Source organism: Citrobacter sp. BIDMC107 (genome assembly GCF_001037575.1).
GTDB classification, from domain to species: Bacteria; Pseudomonadota; Gammaproteobacteria; order Enterobacterales; family Enterobacteriaceae; genus Citrobacter; species Citrobacter freundii.
Window position 1 is genome coordinate 104,297 of record NZ_KQ089849.1, and the last position, 17,497, is coordinate 121,793.

19 protein-coding genes and 1 riboswitch are annotated in these 17,497 nt (G+C 49.9%); of the genes, 10 read left to right on the forward strand and 9 right to left on the reverse strand.

Features of this window, described 5'->3' with window-relative positions; translation table 11 throughout:
• Positions 1-34 precede the first annotated feature (34 nt).
• A complete protein-coding gene (gene htpX / locus SK39_RS21390; RefSeq protein ID WP_003034964.1) occupies positions 35-916 on the forward strand; it encodes a protease HtpX in 882 nt (293 codons plus the stop codon).
• Between the two features lie 46 nt (positions 917-962).
• On the opposite strand, the gene SK39_RS21395 is transcribed toward htpX, so the two are convergent.
• Positions 963-2,336, reverse strand: coding sequence for an MFS transporter (locus SK39_RS21395; protein ID WP_048217479.1), 1,374 nt, complete (start codon positions 2,334-2,336; stop codon positions 963-965).
• A 174-nt stretch (positions 2,337-2,510) separates the two neighbouring features.
• Between SK39_RS21395 and kdgR the strand changes: the two genes are divergently transcribed.
• Positions 2,511-3,302, forward strand: coding sequence for a DNA-binding transcriptional regulator KdgR (kdgR, locus tag SK39_RS21400; protein WP_003833778.1), 792 nt, complete (start codon positions 2,511-2,513; stop codon positions 3,300-3,302).
• Between the two features lie 114 nt (positions 3,303-3,416).
• Here kdgR and SK39_RS21405 read toward each other — a convergent pair whose 3' ends face one another.
• Positions 3,417-3,656 carry a YobH family protein gene (locus SK39_RS21405; protein ID WP_003841988.1) on the reverse strand — a complete coding sequence of 80 codons (240 nt, stop codon included), beginning with the start codon at positions 3,654-3,656 and terminating at the stop codon, positions 3,417-3,419.
• 164 nt (positions 3,657-3,820) lie between these two features.
• On the opposite strand from SK39_RS21405, the gene mgrB reads away from it, so the two are divergent.
• From mgrB to rlmA, 6 genes are all read left to right on the forward strand, one after another.
• A complete protein-coding gene (gene mgrB / locus SK39_RS21410; protein ID WP_003034977.1) occupies positions 3,821-3,964 on the forward strand; it encodes a PhoP/PhoQ regulatory lipoprotein MgrB in 144 nt (47 codons plus the stop codon).
• Between the two features lie 74 nt (positions 3,965-4,038).
• Positions 4,039-4,323: a YebO family protein gene (locus tag SK39_RS21415; protein ID WP_003841991.1), complete on the forward strand. Its 285-nt coding sequence runs from the start codon at positions 4,039-4,041 to the stop codon at positions 4,321-4,323.
• A 636-nt stretch (positions 4,324-4,959) separates the two neighbouring features.
• Positions 4,960-5,103: a DUF2627 domain-containing protein gene (locus tag SK39_RS26340; protein ID WP_003034983.1), complete on the forward strand. Its 144-nt coding sequence runs from the start codon at positions 4,960-4,962 to the stop codon at positions 5,101-5,103.
• A 12-nt stretch (positions 5,104-5,115) separates the two neighbouring features.
• Positions 5,116-5,325, forward strand: a complete 210-nt coding sequence (gene cspE / locus SK39_RS21420; RefSeq protein WP_001062678.1) for a transcription antiterminator/RNA stability regulator CspE — start codon at positions 5,116-5,118, stop codon at positions 5,323-5,325.
• Between the two features lie 219 nt (positions 5,326-5,544).
• The gene (gene ftsI / locus SK39_RS21425; RefSeq protein WP_048217480.1) at positions 5,545-7,290 is read left to right on the forward strand and encodes a peptidoglycan glycosyltransferase FtsI; all 1,746 of its coding nucleotides are present in this window, start codon (positions 5,545-5,547) and stop codon (positions 7,288-7,290) included.
• A gap of 63 nt (positions 7,291-7,353) precedes the next feature.
• A complete protein-coding gene (gene rlmA / locus SK39_RS21430; protein WP_048217481.1) occupies positions 7,354-8,163 on the forward strand; it encodes a 23S rRNA (guanine(745)-N(1))-methyltransferase in 810 nt (269 codons plus the stop codon).
• Here rlmA and mntP read toward each other — a convergent pair.
• The 5 genes from mntP to manX form a co-directional block, all read right to left on the reverse strand.
• Complete coding sequence (gene mntP / locus SK39_RS21435) at positions 8,160-8,726, reverse strand: manganese efflux pump MntP (RefSeq protein ID WP_003021013.1); 567 nt, start codon at positions 8,724-8,726, stop codon at positions 8,160-8,162. The two genes, rlmA and mntP, sit on opposite strands and share 4 nt — an antisense overlap.
• Before the next feature lie 130 nt (positions 8,727-8,856).
• A riboswitch (yybP-ykoY riboswitch) is annotated at positions 8,857-8,961 on the reverse strand.
• Positions 8,962-9,158: 197 nt separating this feature from the next.
• On the reverse strand, positions 9,159-9,617 hold the full coding sequence (locus SK39_RS21440; RefSeq protein WP_003021010.1) for a DUF986 family protein: 459 nt from the start codon (positions 9,615-9,617) through the stop codon (positions 9,159-9,161).
• A gap of 60 nt (positions 9,618-9,677) precedes the next feature.
• Positions 9,678-10,529: a PTS mannose transporter subunit IID gene (locus SK39_RS21445; protein ID WP_008322630.1), complete on the reverse strand. Its 852-nt coding sequence runs from the start codon at positions 10,527-10,529 to the stop codon at positions 9,678-9,680.
• A gap of 12 nt (positions 10,530-10,541) precedes the next feature.
• On the reverse strand, positions 10,542-11,342 hold the full coding sequence (locus SK39_RS21450) for a PTS mannose/fructose/sorbose transporter subunit IIC (protein ID WP_003021004.1): 801 nt from the start codon (positions 11,340-11,342) through the stop codon (positions 10,542-10,544).
• A gap of 58 nt (positions 11,343-11,400) precedes the next feature.
• On the reverse strand, positions 11,401-12,363 hold the full coding sequence (gene manX, locus SK39_RS21455; protein ID WP_003841624.1) for a PTS mannose transporter subunit IIAB: 963 nt from the start codon (positions 12,361-12,363) through the stop codon (positions 11,401-11,403).
• Positions 12,364-12,676: 313 nt separating this feature from the next.
• On the opposite strand from manX, the gene SK39_RS27915 reads away from it, so the two are divergent.
• Together SK39_RS27915 and yoaE are read left to right on the forward strand one after the other, a co-directional pair.
• Positions 12,677-12,835, forward strand: a complete 159-nt coding sequence (locus SK39_RS27915) for a protein YoaL (protein WP_370766360.1) — start codon at positions 12,677-12,679, stop codon at positions 12,833-12,835.
• Positions 12,823-14,382 (forward strand): CNNM family cation transport protein YoaE, encoded by a 1,560-nt coding sequence (gene yoaE / locus SK39_RS21460; RefSeq protein ID WP_003844070.1) that lies wholly within the window; start codon positions 12,823-12,825, stop codon positions 14,380-14,382. Before SK39_RS27915 ends, yoaE begins: the two co-directional genes overlap by 13 nt.
• Before the next feature lie 6 nt (positions 14,383-14,388).
• On the opposite strand, the gene SK39_RS21465 is transcribed toward yoaE, so the two are convergent.
• Together SK39_RS21465 and sdaA are read right to left on the reverse strand one after the other, a co-directional pair.
• Positions 14,389-15,990: an EAL domain-containing protein gene (locus SK39_RS21465; protein WP_016150388.1), complete on the reverse strand. Its 1,602-nt coding sequence runs from the start codon at positions 15,988-15,990 to the stop codon at positions 14,389-14,391.
• A gap of 130 nt (positions 15,991-16,120) precedes the next feature.
• A complete protein-coding gene (gene sdaA / locus SK39_RS21470; RefSeq protein WP_003020994.1) occupies positions 16,121-17,485 on the reverse strand; it encodes an L-serine ammonia-lyase in 1,365 nt (454 codons plus the stop codon).
• Positions 17,486-17,497: the final 12 nt, after the last annotated feature.

The following is a 17,497-nucleotide window of genomic DNA, read 5'->3' on the forward strand; positions in this document are numbered from 1 at the left end:
GTGCGTTTTGTTAAATTGAGGTTAAAAGAAAATTATGATGCGAATCGCGCTCTTCCTGCTGACGAACCTGGCTGTGATGGTCGTTTTCGGGCTGGTATTGAGCCTGACAGGGATCCAGTCAAGCAGCGTTCAAGGCTTGTTGATCATGGCACTGCTGTTTGGTTTTGGTGGTTCCTTCATTTCGCTGCTGATGTCCAAATGGATGGCGTTAAAGTCCGTTGGCGGGGAAGTGATCGAACAGCCTCGCAATGAAAGAGAACGCTGGCTGATGAATACAGTTGCGAATCAGGCCCGCCAGGCCGGGATCGCTATGCCACAGGTTGCAATCTACCACGCGCCAGATATAAACGCGTTTGCGACTGGTGCACGCCGGGATGCCTCGCTGGTGGCTGTAAGTACTGGCCTGTTGCAAAACATGAGCCCGGATGAAGCCGAAGCGGTTATCGCGCATGAGATCAGCCACATTGCCAATGGCGATATGGTGACCATGACGCTCATTCAGGGGGTAGTAAACACCTTCGTTATCTTTATCTCACGTATTCTGGCGCAAATTGCCGCTGGCTTTATGGGCGGAAACCGTGATGAGGGTGAGGGTAGCAACGGTAACCCGTTGATCTACTTTGCGGTGGCAACGGTGCTGGAACTGGTGTTTGGTATTCTGGCGAGCATCATTACCATGTGGTTCTCACGTCATCGTGAATTCCATGCGGATGCCGGTTCTGCAAAACTGGTGGGTCGTGAAAAAATGATCGCCGCGCTGCAGCGCCTGAAAACCAGCTATGAGCCGCAGGAAGCGACCAGTATGATGGCGTTCTGCATCAATGGTAAATCCAAATCGTTGAGTGAGCTGTTTATGACTCACCCCCCGTTGGACAAACGTATTGAAGCGCTGCGCAGCGGTGAGTACCTGAAATAATCTGCAGCAGACAACAACAAAAAGCGCGTCGACAGACGCGCTTTTTTTATGACTGAACCCGCGGTTGTGTAATACGTAAGCCACTTACGATTGCGGCCAGCGAAGCCAGAATACCCGCTGTTATCAGCGAGACGTGCGTTCCACTGTCATCAAACTGATTTAGCATCAGCGCAACCAGTGCGGCCCCGGTACTCTGACCCAGTAAGCGTGCCGTTCCGAGCATACCGCTCGCGCCTCCGCTACGATCTCGCGGCGCGGAGGTGATGATAGTGTGGTTGTTCGGTGACTGGAACAAACCAAAACCCGCACCACACAAAATCATTGGCCAGATGATATTAAAATCGGAAGGTGATGCGGGCAGTAACACCAGAGAAAACAGCCCACAAGCCATTACTGCCATGCCCAGCGCGCCAAGCAGACCTGCATGAACACGTTCAATCAAATATCCCGCCAGTGGGGCCATCACCATGGTTGCCAGCGGCCACGGCGTCAGCAGCAGACCCGTTTCAACTTCGCTGCGTCCGAGAACCGTTTGCATAAAAAAGGGCAGGGAAACCATCGCCAGCATTTGTGCGCTGAATGAACAGATTGAGGTGCAAATAGAGAGTGAAAACAGCGGAATGCGTAGCAGATCAACCGGTAATAAAGGTACCGGCAATGCGAGCTGGCGGCGGATAAAGAAAAACCCTACCACGAGAAGCCCCATAAGTTCAGCACCAATCAGTTTTAGCGACTGTCCCTGTGCAAATCCGCTGAGTGCCGTGATCAACAAACCGAATGTTAAGGCGTTCATTATTGCGCTGGGCAGATCAAAGCGCGGTTTATTGCTACGCGATGAATTGGGTGGCAAAAAACGCATAGCCAGCAGCAGGGCGATGATCCCCAATGGAACGTTAATCAGAAATAGCCATTTCCACGAGGCAATAGAAAGAATTGCCGCCGCAATAGTCGGACCCGCTGCCGAGGATACAGCCACGATAAAGGAGTTAATACCCATCCCGCGGCCAAGCTGGCGCTGAGGATAAATGAGTCGGATCAATGCCGTATTAACGCTCATCAGCGCCGCGCCGCCAAAACCCTGAGCCACGCGCGCTAACGTCAGCATATGCAGCGAGTCTGACAAGGCACAAAACAGCGATGCCAACAGAAACACGACCAGACCACACTTATAAATGCGTCGGTAGCCAAACATATCACCTAAAAAAGAGAGCGATAACAGCGAAACAACGATCGCAATTTGGTAGGCGTTCACAATCCAGATTGAGTTGGCGGGTGAGGCCTGAAGATCGGTGGCGATAGTGGGGAGGGCAACGTTTGCTATTGCGCCGTCGAGTACTGCCATAGAGATGCCAATAACAATGGTTAAAATTGCGCCATATCGCTGGGGCAATGGCAGACCATCGGTCTGAGTTTTTTCCATAGGAAGTCAATACTGTTGGAATTTATGATGAGAATAATAATTTTAGCATTGATATTCAGGCGTTAGGTCGCAGATTTGTAACTAAGTAAGCAAAGAGCGATTGCGAGGGCTGATACGTGAAATTATAATAAAAACCGGTTCTGATTTTTATAAAACACTCGAAAGGGGTGATAAATGGCAATCGCAGATCTGGATAAACAACCCGATTCTGTATCTTCCGTGCTGAAGGTTTTTGGCATTCTGCAGGCGCTGGGTGAAGAGCGCGAAATTGGTATTACCGAGTTGTCGCAACGCGTCATGATGTCAAAAAGCACCGTTTATCGCTTTTTGCAGACCATGAAAACGCTGGGTTATGTGGCACAAGAAGGGGAGTCTGAGAAATACTCACTGACCCTGAAACTATTCGAGCTGGGTGCTCGCGCGTTACAAAACGTCGATCTTATCCGTAGCGCTGATATTCAGATGCGCGAACTTTCGCGCCTGACCAAAGAGACAGTGCACCTTGGTGCACTGGATGAAGACAGCATCGTCTACATCCATAAAATCGACTCTATGTACAATCTGCGCATGTATTCTCGCGTAGGTCGCCGTAATCCGCTGTACAGCACAGCTATCGGTAAAGTTTTGCTGGCATGGCGTGACCGCGATGAAGTGAAGCAGATTCTGGATGGTATCGAGTACAAGCGCAGCACCGACCGTACTATTACCAATACTGATGAGCTGCTGGTATTGCTGGATAAAGTACGCGAGCAGGGCTACGGTGAAGATAACGAAGAACAGGAAGAAGGTCTGCGCTGCATCGGTGTACCTGTGTTTGACCGTTTCGGTGTAGTGATTGCAGGCTTGAGTATTTCATTCCCGACGCTGCGTTTCTCAGAAGAACGTTTGCACGAGTATGTGGCGATGCTGCATACGGCTGCGCGTAAAATTTCAGAACAAATGGGTTATAACGACTATCCGTTCTAATCTGATGTAATAGCGTCAACGTAAAAACCCCAGGTATTTTTGTATCTGGGGTTTTTTATGAACAGTCATAATGTTAGTTGGTGCAAATAACGTTGCGGATGTATTGCTGCTATATTAACCGTTATCAATAATGACCGTGCTTTTTCTTAACAAGGGGCAATCCGACAGGCCAATGATACCGCTGTCTGTGTGGACGTATTGCGCGGTGCTGGTTCCGCGTGCGGTCAGATATTGGCATTGCAAGCCCAGGCCCGCTGCATTCTCCTTACTTCCAATCAAAATTCCGTAGCCGCTCAGTAATAAACCGATCCAAACCAGAGCTAACAACACAATAGCGCGGATTATCAGACGCATTACAACCTCTTATCTTTTCTCGTTATTATTAGATTAGCCTGTACATGGGATGAAACAAGTGAATCATTCCTAAAAAGATTGAATGCCGATACAGTTAACGCTGGGTTTAGGTAACGCATGATAATTTATAGGCATAAGATGTTGATTCGAAGAGTGGAGCTGGAGTGAAAAAAATTCGCTGGGTAGTGCTGATAGTTGTCGTGCTGGTATGCATACTGATGTGGGCGCAAGTGTTCAACATCATGTGCGATCAGGATGTACAATTTTTCAGCGGTATTTGTGCCATTAATAAATTTATTCCCTGGTAAGCGCATTTTTGCCACAGTTGATTACCTTCTTGTGCGGCAGTGGTAAACTACGCTGTCTACATTGAGGTGGTGAAATGAACGAAGTTTTGAATTCTGGCGCGTTGAGTTTGGCGTCTTTGGCTGTATCGGTGGTGATTCTGGTTGTCGGGCTTGTACTGTGGTTTTTCGTCAATAGGGCAAGTTCGCGTACTAATGAGCAGATTGAGCTGCTTGAAGCATTGTTAGATCAGCAAAAAAGACAGAACGCATTGCTCCGTCGCCTTTGCGAAGCTAACGAACCTGAAAAAGCGGCAGAGCCTGCTGTGGTCACAGCGAAAGACGAAGATGATGACATCATCCGCCTGGTAGCTGAGCGGTAAAAACGGTATGACAGGGTGAGGATCTGTTGCTTACGTTCTCAGATGTTTCATCCTGTCGCCAACATGCCAGATTATTTTCTTCTGCACATGTCGTGTAATTAGCACTCTGATTCTCGTGTTAACTCAGTATTTTCAGATGCTCCAGCCAATTAATATCTTATCCCCGGTCTGATATAAATATAATTTCCCATACGATAAAAATATGATTATGTCATTTTTGTGATAGCGATCGTCTTATTAACAGCGAAACGTTTCTCTTACTTTTTTTGTGCATTGTCATCATTCTTTCATTATTTTGGTGCAAAAGCAGAAGGCAGATCTCATTTTTACGCTTGTGACATTTTATGCATTACTAAGCATAAAAAATGATATTCGGCACACCCTGTAACAGCTAATCTGGAACAACCGAAGCTATTGAGCTATGGTAGAAATGTCCCGGCTATGGTGCAAGCCTGGCGGGGGATGGGGCGAGCGGCGGGAATATAACACTACTCAGTGTGGCGCATAACTGTGCAGTTGCTGTTTGATGAACGACAGGATTTGTGCGACCGATCGAGACACGTTTAAAAATGGCTTGCCATTATTAACGTTGTATGTGATAACACGTTTTGGGTTAAACGAGGTACAGTTCTGTTTATGTGTGGCATTTTCAGTAAAGAAGTCCTGAGTAAACACGTTGACGTTGAATACCGCTTCTCTGCCGAACCTTATATTAGTGCCTCAAGCAGTAATGTCTCAGTTTTATCTATGTTATGCCTGCGGGCGAAGAAAATACTCTAAGGAATTTTGCAAATGGCAAAGATTAAAGGTCAAGTTAAGTGGTTCAACGAGTCTAAAGGTTTTGGTTTCATTACTCCGGCTGATGGCAGCAAAGACGTGTTCGTACACTTCTCCGCTATCCAGGGTAACGGCTTCAAAACTCTGGCTGAAGGCCAGAACGTTGAGTTCGAAATTCAGGACGGCCAGAAAGGTCCGGCTGCTGTTAACGTAACAGCTATCTGATCGACACCACTGATTTGAAGCGCATATGCGCAACCATCTCAGATATAAAGCCTCGCCTATGCGGGGCTTTTTAATTCAAAATACGTCTAAATATTTCTAAATGCCCTCCCATTAGCGCTTTGTTGCAAAGGCGTGATGTTCGTAGCATAGTTTTCCCCGCTTTCTTACGACATTTCTCGTTAAATCAGACACCTGAAAAACTATCTTGCTGGAGTTCAGGTGAAAAAGAAAAACGACGGCGACGCGCGCAATTTTACTCCCGTACGTTTTGCCCTGCTTTGTGTGGCAATATTATTGAGTCTGGGATTGCTGCTGGGTCGGGTTGCATGGCTGCAAATTGTCACGCCGACAAGTCTGGTGAAACAGGAAGACATGCGTTCATTACGTGAGGTAACTATTGCCTCGCCGCGCGGGATGATTACCGACAGAGAAGGGCGACCGCTGGCGGTAAGTGTTCCGGTTAACGCCGTATGGGCCGATCCTAAGACCATCATCAGCAAGGGAGGCGTGGGTTATAACGAACGGTGGCAGGCTCTGGCAAGGGCTCTGCATCTGTCACTGAGTACGCTGGCGGAACGCGTTAACAGTAATCCTGGCGGACGTTTTATTTACCTGGCACGACAAATTTCCCCTCAGCAGGCTGAGTGGGTCGATGATCTTAATCTCCCGGGCATTAACCTGCGCGAGGAATCCCGCCGGTTCTATCCTGCAGGCCACGTAGCGGCGAATCTCATAGGTTTTACCAACATTGATGGACAAGGCATTGAAGGGCTGGAAAAAAGCTTTAATAACCAGTTGATGGGTAAACCTGGCTCCCGTCTGGTACGTAAAGACAAATTTGGCCATGTAATCGAGAATATCACCGAAGTCACGCCTGTTCCTGCACACCTATTACAGCTCAGCATCGATGAGCGCCTGCAGACGGTCACCGAAGATGCGTTGGACAATGCCGTTACGTGGAATAAAGCGGAATCAGGAGCCGCAGTGCTGGTCAACATTGCTACCGGTGAAATACTGTCCATGGCAAGCTTTCCTGACTTCAACCCCAATAACCGTGAGGGCGCGGTACTGGATGATTTTCGTAACCGTGCAATAAGCGATACGTTTGAACCCGGTTCAACCGTTAAACCGCTGGTGATCATGACTGCACTCCAGCAGGGGATAGTACAACCGGACAGCGTGATTGATACCCATCCTTTTTACCTTGATGGACATCGCATTCGCGACGTCGGATTTTACCCGGAGCTGTCGTTGACCGGAATTCTGCAGAAATCGAGCGATACCGGCGTGTCGCACCTTTCACTGGCTATGCCTGTTCAAAAGTTGCTGGATACCTATAAGAGCTTTGGTTTTGGCGATCCAACCGGACTGGGATTAACCGGTGAAAGTAGCGGTTTAATGCCTCAACGCCGCTACTGGAGCGATTTGGATCGCGCGACCTTTGCATTCGGCTATGGATTAATGGTAACGCCGCTGCAGTTAGCGCACGTATATGCAACCATTGGTAGTTTTGGTATCTATCGACCCCTTTCGATTACCCGTATTGACCCGCCGGTAATCGGTACCAGAGTGATGCCGGAGGCGCTGGTTCACCCGGTTGAACATATGATGGAAAGCGTCGCGTTACCCGGTGGTGGGGGAACTAAAGCCGCGGTCAGAGATTATCGCGTGGCGGTTAAAACAGGAACGGCAAAGAAAATTGGTGATGACGGTAAGTATGTCGATAAATACGTGGCCTACACGGCAGGCGTTGCGCCAGCGAGCGACCCGAAATTTGCACTGGTGGTCGTCATCAATAATCCGCAAAACGGTGCTTATTATGGTGGGGCTGTCTCTGCGCCTGTCTTCAGCCAGATAATGGGTGATGTCCTGCGTCTGGAGAACGTTAAACCGGATGGTATGCCTGCCGACTCTGATCATCTGCTGGTGATGCACGGCAGCAACGTATCCTCGCCGTCGCTGTAAGTTATTTTCCCAGGGCGCAATTCGCGTTACACTTGCGCCCTTAAGTCACCTGCCGGAGTTGTCATGTCGTTTTCCTGTCCTCTTTGCCACCAGCCTCTTACTCAAGCGAATAACAGTTTTGTCTGCCCCGGGCGGCACCAGTTTGACGTGGCGAAAGAAGGGTATGTCAACTTACTGCCGGTTCAGCATAAGCGGTCGCGCGATCCGGGTGATAGCGCTGAAATGATGCAAGCCAGACGGGCATTTCTTGATGCTGGGCACTATCAACCGTTGCGTGATGCGATTGTGAATGTGCTTAAAGAAAAGTCGAATTCAGAAGATGCAGCGATCCTGGATATTGGCTGTGGGGAAGGGTATTACCCCCATGCGTTTGCCGACGCGCTGGCGGGCTGTACAACCTTTGGTCTTGACGTATCCAAAGTGGCAATTAAAGCCGCAGCCAGACGCTATCCGCAGGTGATCTTTTGCGTTGCCTCCAGCCATCGTCTGCCGTTCGCAGACGAGTCAATGGATGCCATCATCCGGATCTATGCGCCCTGTAAAGCGCAAGAGCTGGCTCGCGTGGTTAAACCGGGTGGATGGGTGATCACCGCCACGCCGGGACCACGCCATTTAATGGAACTGAAAGGGCTGATTTATGATGAGGTGCGTTTGCATGCGCCCCATACTGAGCAACTGGACGGTTTTGTTCTGCAACAGAGCATTGCGCTGGGATATCAGATGCAGCTTCAGGGCAGCGAGGCCGTTGCGTTACTGCAAATGACGCCGTTCGCCTGGCGGGCAAAGCCGGAAGTGTGGGAAACGTTAGCGGGGAAAACGACGTTTGACTGCCAGACCGACTTTAGTATTCATGTCTGGCAGCGTCTGAATTAACCGTGGAAGTGTGCCCAGAGGATCTGGGCACCGATACCAATCAGCACCACCCCACCCAAAATTTCAGCTCGTTTGCCCAGCATTGGGCCAATGAAACGACCAATCATCATGCCGAGCGTGGACATAATCAATGTGGCGCAGCCGATGGCCAGCGCTGTGGCAATAATGTTGACCTGCAGGAAAGCCAGACCCACCCCGACGGCCATTGCGTCGAGACTGGTGGCAATGGCGGTGGTAACCAGCAGCCAGAAACCGTGGCGGCGCTGCGGTTCTTCCTCTTCATCGCCGTTGTCGCGAAAACCTTCGATTATCATTCGCCCGCCTAAAAAAATCAGCAGAATGAAGGCGATCCAATGGTTCCACTCCAACACGAATTTGCTGGCCAGCATCCCCATGCCCCAGCCAATCAGTGGCGTAAGCGTTTCAACTGCGCCGAATATCAGTCCGGTGCGCAATGCTTCAGAAAATTTGGGTTTATGCAGGGTGGCGCCTTTGCCAATTGATGCGGCGAAAGCATCCATCGACATGCCGAAAGCGAGAAGAACGGTAGCGGTGAGATTCATAACAGCGTCCTGACCGGGGTATCCATAAAACACATCACTGCCCCCAGTAACCATGCATACAGGCTGGAATCACTGTAAATACAGCGCCATTCAAATATGCATTGCAGTTGATGTGCCTATGGTCTCGCCTGACTGAACCTGTAAGTTCAGTCCGTACGTGCCACGTTTTTCAACGAGTATGTTGACACGTACATTTCCGGAGTCTGGAAATCGGCTACTCCCCAACGACGGGCGCAACCTTAACATATTTTGAGAATATAAAACAAGAAACGCAGAAATAATATTTGACTTCTAGTTGAAAACGATTTTCATTTAGATTTATTTATAAATAAAACGTTAAAATAAATAACATTGAGGACAGTGAAATATAGCCTTGGCTATGTTTGCTTTTACACTGATATATAAAAACATAGTTCAGGCTATATTTATAAGCTATTGATTTGAAATTAATAGTTTATATATTCTCTCAAGATCGTCTATATTTCGTACGCGAATCAACAATCTTCGATGTTCTAATTGCATCACCAATACACCGTCTTCAGATAAATTCATCTCTTTAATGCGGTTATATTCAATCCAGACGTTGGCGAAGAAAAAACCTTTCTGCTTGAAGATGATTTTTGGCGTACGGATCCAGAACAGATACAAACCCATCAATACCAGTGCACATAATAACCATGTGGTAAATTGCGCGCCGTGGCTGGTGATGTTGTTGTAGATAAGAATAGCTACCAGGCCAAGGAAGATAACACTGTCGACTCTGCTGCGGGGAAGCAGGGCGACAGTAAGCAGAGTAGGGCCATTACGGCGGGGCATGATGAACTGATCGTAAATGGCATACGCCAGCAGCGAAAAGATAAATAGAACCAGCACCAGGTCCGTGATAGTCATGAATCCTCAACCCTCTAAATAGAAAAACCGGGGGCAAGCCCCCGGTGATGTACAACAGTTTTACAGGCCGAGCAGTCCGACAGCGTAGCCCGCGATACCGATGACGAAGAAGCCAACGATGATCCACAGCGGGTTCACTTTCTTACGCAACAGCCACATACAGGCGAATGTCAGCAGCAGAGGAACCAGACCCGGCATCAGCTGGTCAAGGATAGTCTGCACAGTGGTAACACGAGTCTGACCATCCTGACCGGTGATAGTAGAAACCACCAGTGGAATGTTTACGTGCGTCCACTTGTTAACCAATGCCCCCATGACAAACAGGCCGAGGATTGACGCCCCCTCAGTCAGTTTCTGCAGGAAGCCGCCGCCCATATCTTTAACGATATCGACACCTTTACGGTAGCCATATGCCACACCGTAATAACGGGTTGCCAGACGAACCAGGTTAAACAGAACGAAGAACAGCAATGGCCCCAGCAGGCTGCCGCTCATCGCGATACCTGCGCCGAGCGCGGCGAACACTGGGCGAACGGTACCCCAGAAGATCGGGTCGCCGACGCCTGCCAGCGGACCCATCAGACCAACTTTGATACCGTTGATGGCACCATCGTCAATCTCTGCGCCGTTTGCACGCTGTTCTTCCATCGCCAGCGTAACGCCCAGTACTGGAGCCGCTACGTACGGATGGGTGTTAAAGAATTCCAGGTGACGCTTAATCGCTTGCTTACGTGCGTCGTTGTTTTCCGGGTACAAGCGGCGGATAGCCGGCACCATGGAGAAACAGAAACCCAGCGCCTGCATACGTTCGAAGTTCCATGAACCCTGAAACAGGTTAGAACGAATGAACACGCCACGAATGTCACTCGGAGTGAGTTTTTTCTCGGTGGTAGTTTTAGTCATATCAACCATTTCGCTCACCTGCTAGTCCAGTTCGTTATCGAGATCGTTATTGCCAGCCGCCGCAGCAGGTGCACCGGCTACGCGGTTATATTTCGGGCTCAGCTGAATGTAGAGGATCGCCATCACTGCGCCAATCACACCCAGAGCAACCAGGTTGAAGTTAGTAAATGCCGCGGTGACGAAGCCGAGGTAGAAGAATGGCATCAGGTAGCCTGCGCGCATCATGTTGATGACCATCGCATAACCAACCACCACGATCATACCGCCTGCGATGTTCAGACCGCCGGTCACGACTTCCGGAATGGCGTTAAGCATGCTCTGAACTTCACTGGTACCAACAGAAATCGCTACGATTACCGCTGGGATAGCGATACGCATAGCCTGCAGGAACAGAGAGGATACATGCAGCCAGGAGAGTGCCGTCAGGTTACCGTTTTCGGCCGCCTTATCCGCTGCGTGCTGGAATGCTACGGTGATAGTACGAACGATAATGGTCAGTACCTGGCCTGCGGCTGCCAGTGGGATAGCCAGCGCGATACCGGCACCAATGCTTTGGTGACCTGCGATAACCAGAACGGTAGAGATAATTGAGGCCAGTGCCGCATCTGGTGCAACCGCAGCACCGATGTTCATCCAGCCCAGGGCGATCATTTCCAGGGTACCACCGATGATAATACCGGTTTTCATGTCCCCGAGAACGGCACCAATCAGCGTACAGGCCACCAACGGACGGTGGAACTGAAATTCATCGAGTACCGACTCCATACCCGCGATACATGCGACGATGAACACCAGCACAATCTGAAGAGTGGTAATCTCCATTGTACTTCTCCTATTGCTATACAGACTTAAGTGTGAAAACTAAGTAAATGCCAGGGAATTATTTCACCTTGGCAATCAAATCCATCATTTTCAGTTTCTGATCGGTAGAAACCTTACGTGCCTCAAGCTCAATACCGCGTTCGTTGAGTTTCTTGAAGGCTTCGATGTCTTTGTCATCGACAGAAATTGCGTTGTTTACCTGCGTTTTACCCTGACGGAAAGCCATACCGCCAATGTTTACGGAGGTAATTTTCACACCACCTTCAACGATACGTTCTACGTCGGTTGGGTTGGTGAACAACAGCATCACACGCTCACCTGCATATTTAGGGTTGTTGTAGACGCGGATCATTTTTGCGACATCAACCACATGCGCCGTCACACCCGGAGGTGCTACCTGAGTCAGCAGCGTTTTACGCACGGTATCGGCGGCAACTTCATCACTGACGACGATAATGCGTGTTACGTTGGTTTCTTTGGTCCAGCGAGTTGCCACCTGACCATGGATTAAACGGTCATCAATACGCGCCAGGCCGATCTGCATATAATCGTTCGGCCCCATCGGTTTGGCGGGAGCTGCTGCTTTGGGTGCTGCTACTGGGGCAGGAGCGGCTTTCTCAACCGGTTTGGCTTTCAGCGCTTTCACGCCTTCGCTACCGGTTTCAACGGCCAGTGCCACTAATTCATCAAAGCTCGGGTTGTCATCACGCGCCATGAAGGTTTCAACCAGCATGGGAATGTTCACACCGGCGATAACTTCGTAATGCTCTTTATCGACGACAATGCGGCTTGCAGCGTTAAACGGGCTGCCTCCCCATGTGTCAACGAGAAACAGCACGCCTTTACTGGTATCGAGTTTTGCCAACTGAGCGTTGTACTTTTCGATCAGCGTTTCGGCATTTTCGCCTGGAACGAAATCGATCCAGCCGACGTTTTCCTGCTCGCCTAACAGCATTTCTGCCGTCTTAAGTAACTGCTCTGCAGCCCAACCATGTGTGCCTATTACAATAGCAATGGTCACTTGCTACCTCCTTTATTATCGTTAACACATCAACGTGAAGATGTATTTGAATCGTCGTCCGCAATCGAATCGATTCAGATAAGGGTTACAAAGAAAAACCTATGATTTTCGTGAATTATTTTAGATATCGAAAAAAATATTTTATGTGATGAAGATCCGTAATTTAACTTCCGATTTAAAGAAATTTCGAAGGGTAAAATATCTCCGAAACAACTTATTGCAAAGGAAGGTAAATCTTTGCTAAAAACCGCTTCTCTCTGTTATGTTTAGCATCTGTTTAATTACTCAGGAGTATAGGGCAGTAGCCCACCATATGGATCGTCACCGACGTCATTTCACCTTCAGGCCGTATCAAGCCTGTCAGATTGGCACTTTTTGCCACAAATTTTCTCTGCATATCGCTTTAACGCCTGAGATCCTCAGCGCGCAGTTTGGTCATTCCTTAAGCAGGAGCTTGTCATGGAATTATTAATGGACCCGCAGATTTGGGTGGGTTTGCTCACGCTTGTCGTTCTTGAAATTGTTCTGGGTATTGATAACCTGGTCTTCATTGCGATCCTGGCTGATAAGCTGCCGCCGAAACAGCGAGATAAAGCGCGTTTAATCGGTTTGTCACTGGCACTGATTATGCGTCTGGGCCTGTTGTCCGTGATTTCGTGGATGGTGACGCTGACAAAGCCGCTGTTCACGGTAATGGATTATGCGTTCTCGGGGCGCGATCTGATTATGCTGCTGGGGGGTATCTTCCTCTTGTTCAAGGCTACGACAGAGCTGCATGAGCGGCTGGAAAACCGTGAACATGATACCGGGCAGACGAAAGGGTATGCGAGCTTTTGGGTTGTCGTAACGCAGATTGTCATCCTCGATGCAGTGTTCTCGCTGGATGCTGTGATTACGGCGGTCGGTATGGTCAACCATCTGCCAGTGATGATGGCGGCAGTAGTGATTGCCATGGCCGTGATGCTGTTGGCCTCTAAGCCGTTGACCCGATTTGTGAACCAACACCCGACGGTGGTGGTGCTGTGTCTGAGCTTCCTGTTGATGATTGGTCTGAGTCTGGTTGCCGAAGGGTTTGGCTTCCACATTCCGAAAGGCTATCTGTATGCGGCGATTGGTTTCTCAATCATCATTGAGCTGTTTAACCAGATTGCCCGTCGTAACTTTATTCGTCACCAGTCGACGCTGCCATTGCGTGCTCGTACTGCCGATGCGATTCTCCGTCTGATGGGCGGTAAACGTCAGGCCAGCGTGCAGATGGAATCCGACAATCCGGTACCGGTTCCCGTCCCGGAAGGCGCATTTGTAGAAGAAGAACGCTATATGATCAACGGCGTCCTCTCTTTGGCGTCGCGTTCATTACGCGGCATTATGACGCCTCGTGGGGAGATCAGTTGGGTTGATGCAGACCTGAGCGTGGAGGAAATTCGCGAGCAGTTGCTTTCGTCACCTCATAGCCTGTTCCCGGTATGTCGTGGTGAACTGGATGAAATCATCGGTATCGTGCGTGCTAAAGAGCTGCTGGTGGCGCTGGAAGACGGTGTGGATGTGGCGGCGATTGCCTCTGCTTCTCCGGCTATTGTTGTTCCGGAAACGCTGGACCCGATCAATCTGTTAGGCGTTCTGCGTCGTGCCCGCGGTAGCTTCGTTATCGTCACAAACGAGTTTGGCGTAGTACAGGGTCTGGTCACGCCGCTGGATGTATTAGAAGCCATCGCCGGTGAATTCCCTGATGCCGATGAAACGCCTGAAATTATAGCTGATGCAGGCGGTTGGTTGGTCAAAGGCGGTACCGATCTGCATGCGTTGCAACAGGCGCTGGACGTGGATACGTTAGTGAATGAAGACGAAGACATCGCTACGGTGGCAGGTTTAGTCATTGCGGCTAACGGCCATATTCCTCGTGTAGGTGATGTTATCGAGGTCGCACCGCTGAGCATTACGATTGTCGAAGCGAATGACTATCGTGTGGATTTAGTTCGCATTGTTAAAGAACAACCCGCTCACGACGAAGACGAGTAACCGGGTTTAGCGAAACGGCATGACGGGCATACTGTGTCTCCCGTTATGCCGGGTGGGCGGCGGCGTGCTGCCCGCCAGCCATTTTGGAAAATCGCGCAGCGGCATTGGCTTGGCATACAGAAAACCTTGCAATAAATGTACGCCGTGTCGGCGCAAATGCTGAGCTTGCCCCTGTGTTTCAACGCCTTCCGCCACCAGTTCGATATTCAATTTTTTCCCCAAAGCGATAATGATGTCTGTGACGGTTGAGTTCACGGCGTCTGTTCCTATTGCCGAAGTAAATGATTTATCGATCTTCAGCACATCCGGGCGGAGCTTTTCCAGCCAGGAGAGCGAGCTATTGCCGGTACCGAAATCATCAATCGCCAGTTTTACGCCAAGCCGATTTAATTCGCGTACGACCCGATAATCCACATCCAGTAACGCATCGCGTTCGGTCAGTTCGATAACCAATTGCTGGATTGGGTGCTGGCTGAACCAGTACTGATTAAGATCTTTTAGCAACGTGCCATTACGAAAATGGCTGGCGGCGACATTAATCCCAATATGAAACTGGCTGCTCATCGGGAAAACGTGTCGCTGCTGAATGGTTTCTGCGATGACATGGCGGGTAAGCGGTACAATCAGGTTGTGCTCCTCAGCGATGGGAATAAACACTTCCGGAGAGATCCAACCCTGGCGTGGGTTATTCCAGCGTAAAAGGATTTCCACGCCCATGCATTGCTGGGTTTGCGCATTAAGCAGCGGCTGGCAAAATAGTTCGAATTCCCGAGCAGCAAGGGCCAGATTAATCTCCCATGAGAAACTCATTCTGCTGGCGGTAGCCAGCCATGCCAGATAACCCACTAATAAACTTAGGATCACCGCCAGCGGCAGCTGTGTTGGCAGGTGTTTTACCGCCAACTCACTGGGACCAGGGCCGGTGACGCTAATGGTAAACGGAAAATGTTGAGATGAAAGCTGGTAGCGTTTTTCATCATTTAGCTTAGGCAGAGTATCGACAACACCTTGATCATACAGTAAATGCCGATTACCAACGGTTAAGCTGGCATCGGTGATCTGCGGCGGCTGGGGTTCAAGCAACATAGACGACAATAAGTCAATATTGACGATTTCCAGTACGCCATCTTCACCATCGGCAGAAGACGGATACCACTGAGTCAGAATCGGACTGCCTTTAATCAACGAATGGTCGGTAGACAGCAGCAGTTGCGGTTCCCTGCTGGGTAATTCGGGCTGCAGTTGACTAATGGGAACATTACGATAACCAAAAATGCTGGAGCAATAGAGGATCCCGCTTTGAATCAGACTAATAGAACGCACCGTTTGCAACCTTGCGGCATGTTTGCTTAAGGGTAAACGCGCCACTGAGCAGGGGAGGCCAATCAACGGCAGCAATACGTCCCGTCCGGTCTGCAAGGGTAAAAGCACGTCATCCAGTTCTTCTACAGCATGGTTGGCAAAGGTGACGATATTTCGGTGATTTAAATTACGCTCCGAAATAAATCGGACAGTTAATGTGAGGATGAGCGTCAGTAGTGCACATACTGTGCAGACGATTAAGCGATTCCGGCGATAATTTTTAATGATCCGTTGTGCTGTTTGCATGCGGGCCGCCCGATAAGCCGTTGGTCACAGAAGCCAACAGCAACAGAGCAAGTGTAGTGGGGAAAATTACAGTAGACGAGGGAGAGGGGGTAAATTCGCCCATCCGTTGCAGATGGGCGAAAATTAAGTATTAGTCACATTGAACTTTGATCGCCAGGCCACCGCGTGACGTTTCGCGGTATTTGGCGTTCATGTCTTTACCCGTTTCGTACATAGTCTCAATGACTTTATCCAGCGAGACGCGCGGCGCGCTGGTACGGCGCATTGCCATACGCGCAGCGTTGATCGCCTTCACTGAAGCAATTGCGTTACGCTCAATGCACGGAACCTGTACCTGACCGGCAACCGGATCGCAGGTTAACCCGAGGTTATGTTCCATGCCAATTTCAGCAGCAACACACACCTGCTCCGGGCTTGCGCCTAACAGTTCAGCCAGACCCGCGGCTGCCATGGAGCAGGCTACGCCCACTTCACCCTGACAACCTACTTCTGCACCAGAGATAGAGGCGTTCATTTTGTACAACGCGCCAATCGCACCGGCCGCCAGGAAATAGCGGGTATAGATATCCGGGCTAACGGACTCAATGAAATGATCGTAATAGGCCAGTACCGCAGGCACGATACCGCAGGCACCGTTGGTTGGCGCTGTCACCACGCGACCGCCCGCGGCGTTTTCTTCGTTAACGGCCAACGCAAACATGTTCACCCAGTCGATCACGTTCATTGGATCGTTAGACAACTTATCGCTGGAAACCAGCATACGACGCAGGGCTGAAGCACGGCGAGGAACGCGCAGCGGGCCCGGCAACACACCTTCGGTGTTCATGCCACGATCGATACATGCCTGCATGGTTTGCCAGACGTGGCCAAAATACTCTTCAATCTCTTTTTTACTGTGCAGCGCAAGTTCGTTCTGCATTGCCATGCCAGAGAGAGACAGGCCGGTGCTGTTGCAATATTCCAGCATTTCAGTAGCGGATTTGAACGGATAAGGCACGCTGACCTCGCCCGAGGCATCCTGACCAAAATGTTCTTCATCAACGATGAATCCACCGCCGATTGAGTAGTAGGTTTTGCTATAAATGACGGTTTCGCCATTGTACGCATGGATCTGCATTCCGTTTTCATGCAGCGGCAGGTTGCCGTTGTGAAAACGCATCCCGTCATTCTGCGGGAAATCCACTTCGTGCTGACCCTGCGCAAGCAGCAGGCGTCCACGCGTTTCTACGTCGCGGATAAATCCGGGGATGCTATCAATATCCACGGTAGCAGGCTCATTGCCCGCCAGACCCATAATAATGGCGATATCGGTGTGGTGACCTTTACCCGTGAGCGACAGTGAACCATACACGTCGACGGCGACACGAGTAACGCTGTCCAGTAATCCTTTTTCGACCAGGTCATCGACGAACTGTTTACCCGCCTTCATAGGCCCTACGGTATGGGAAGATGAGGGACCAATCCCCACCTTAAACATGTCGAATAGACTAATCACGATAATACTCCT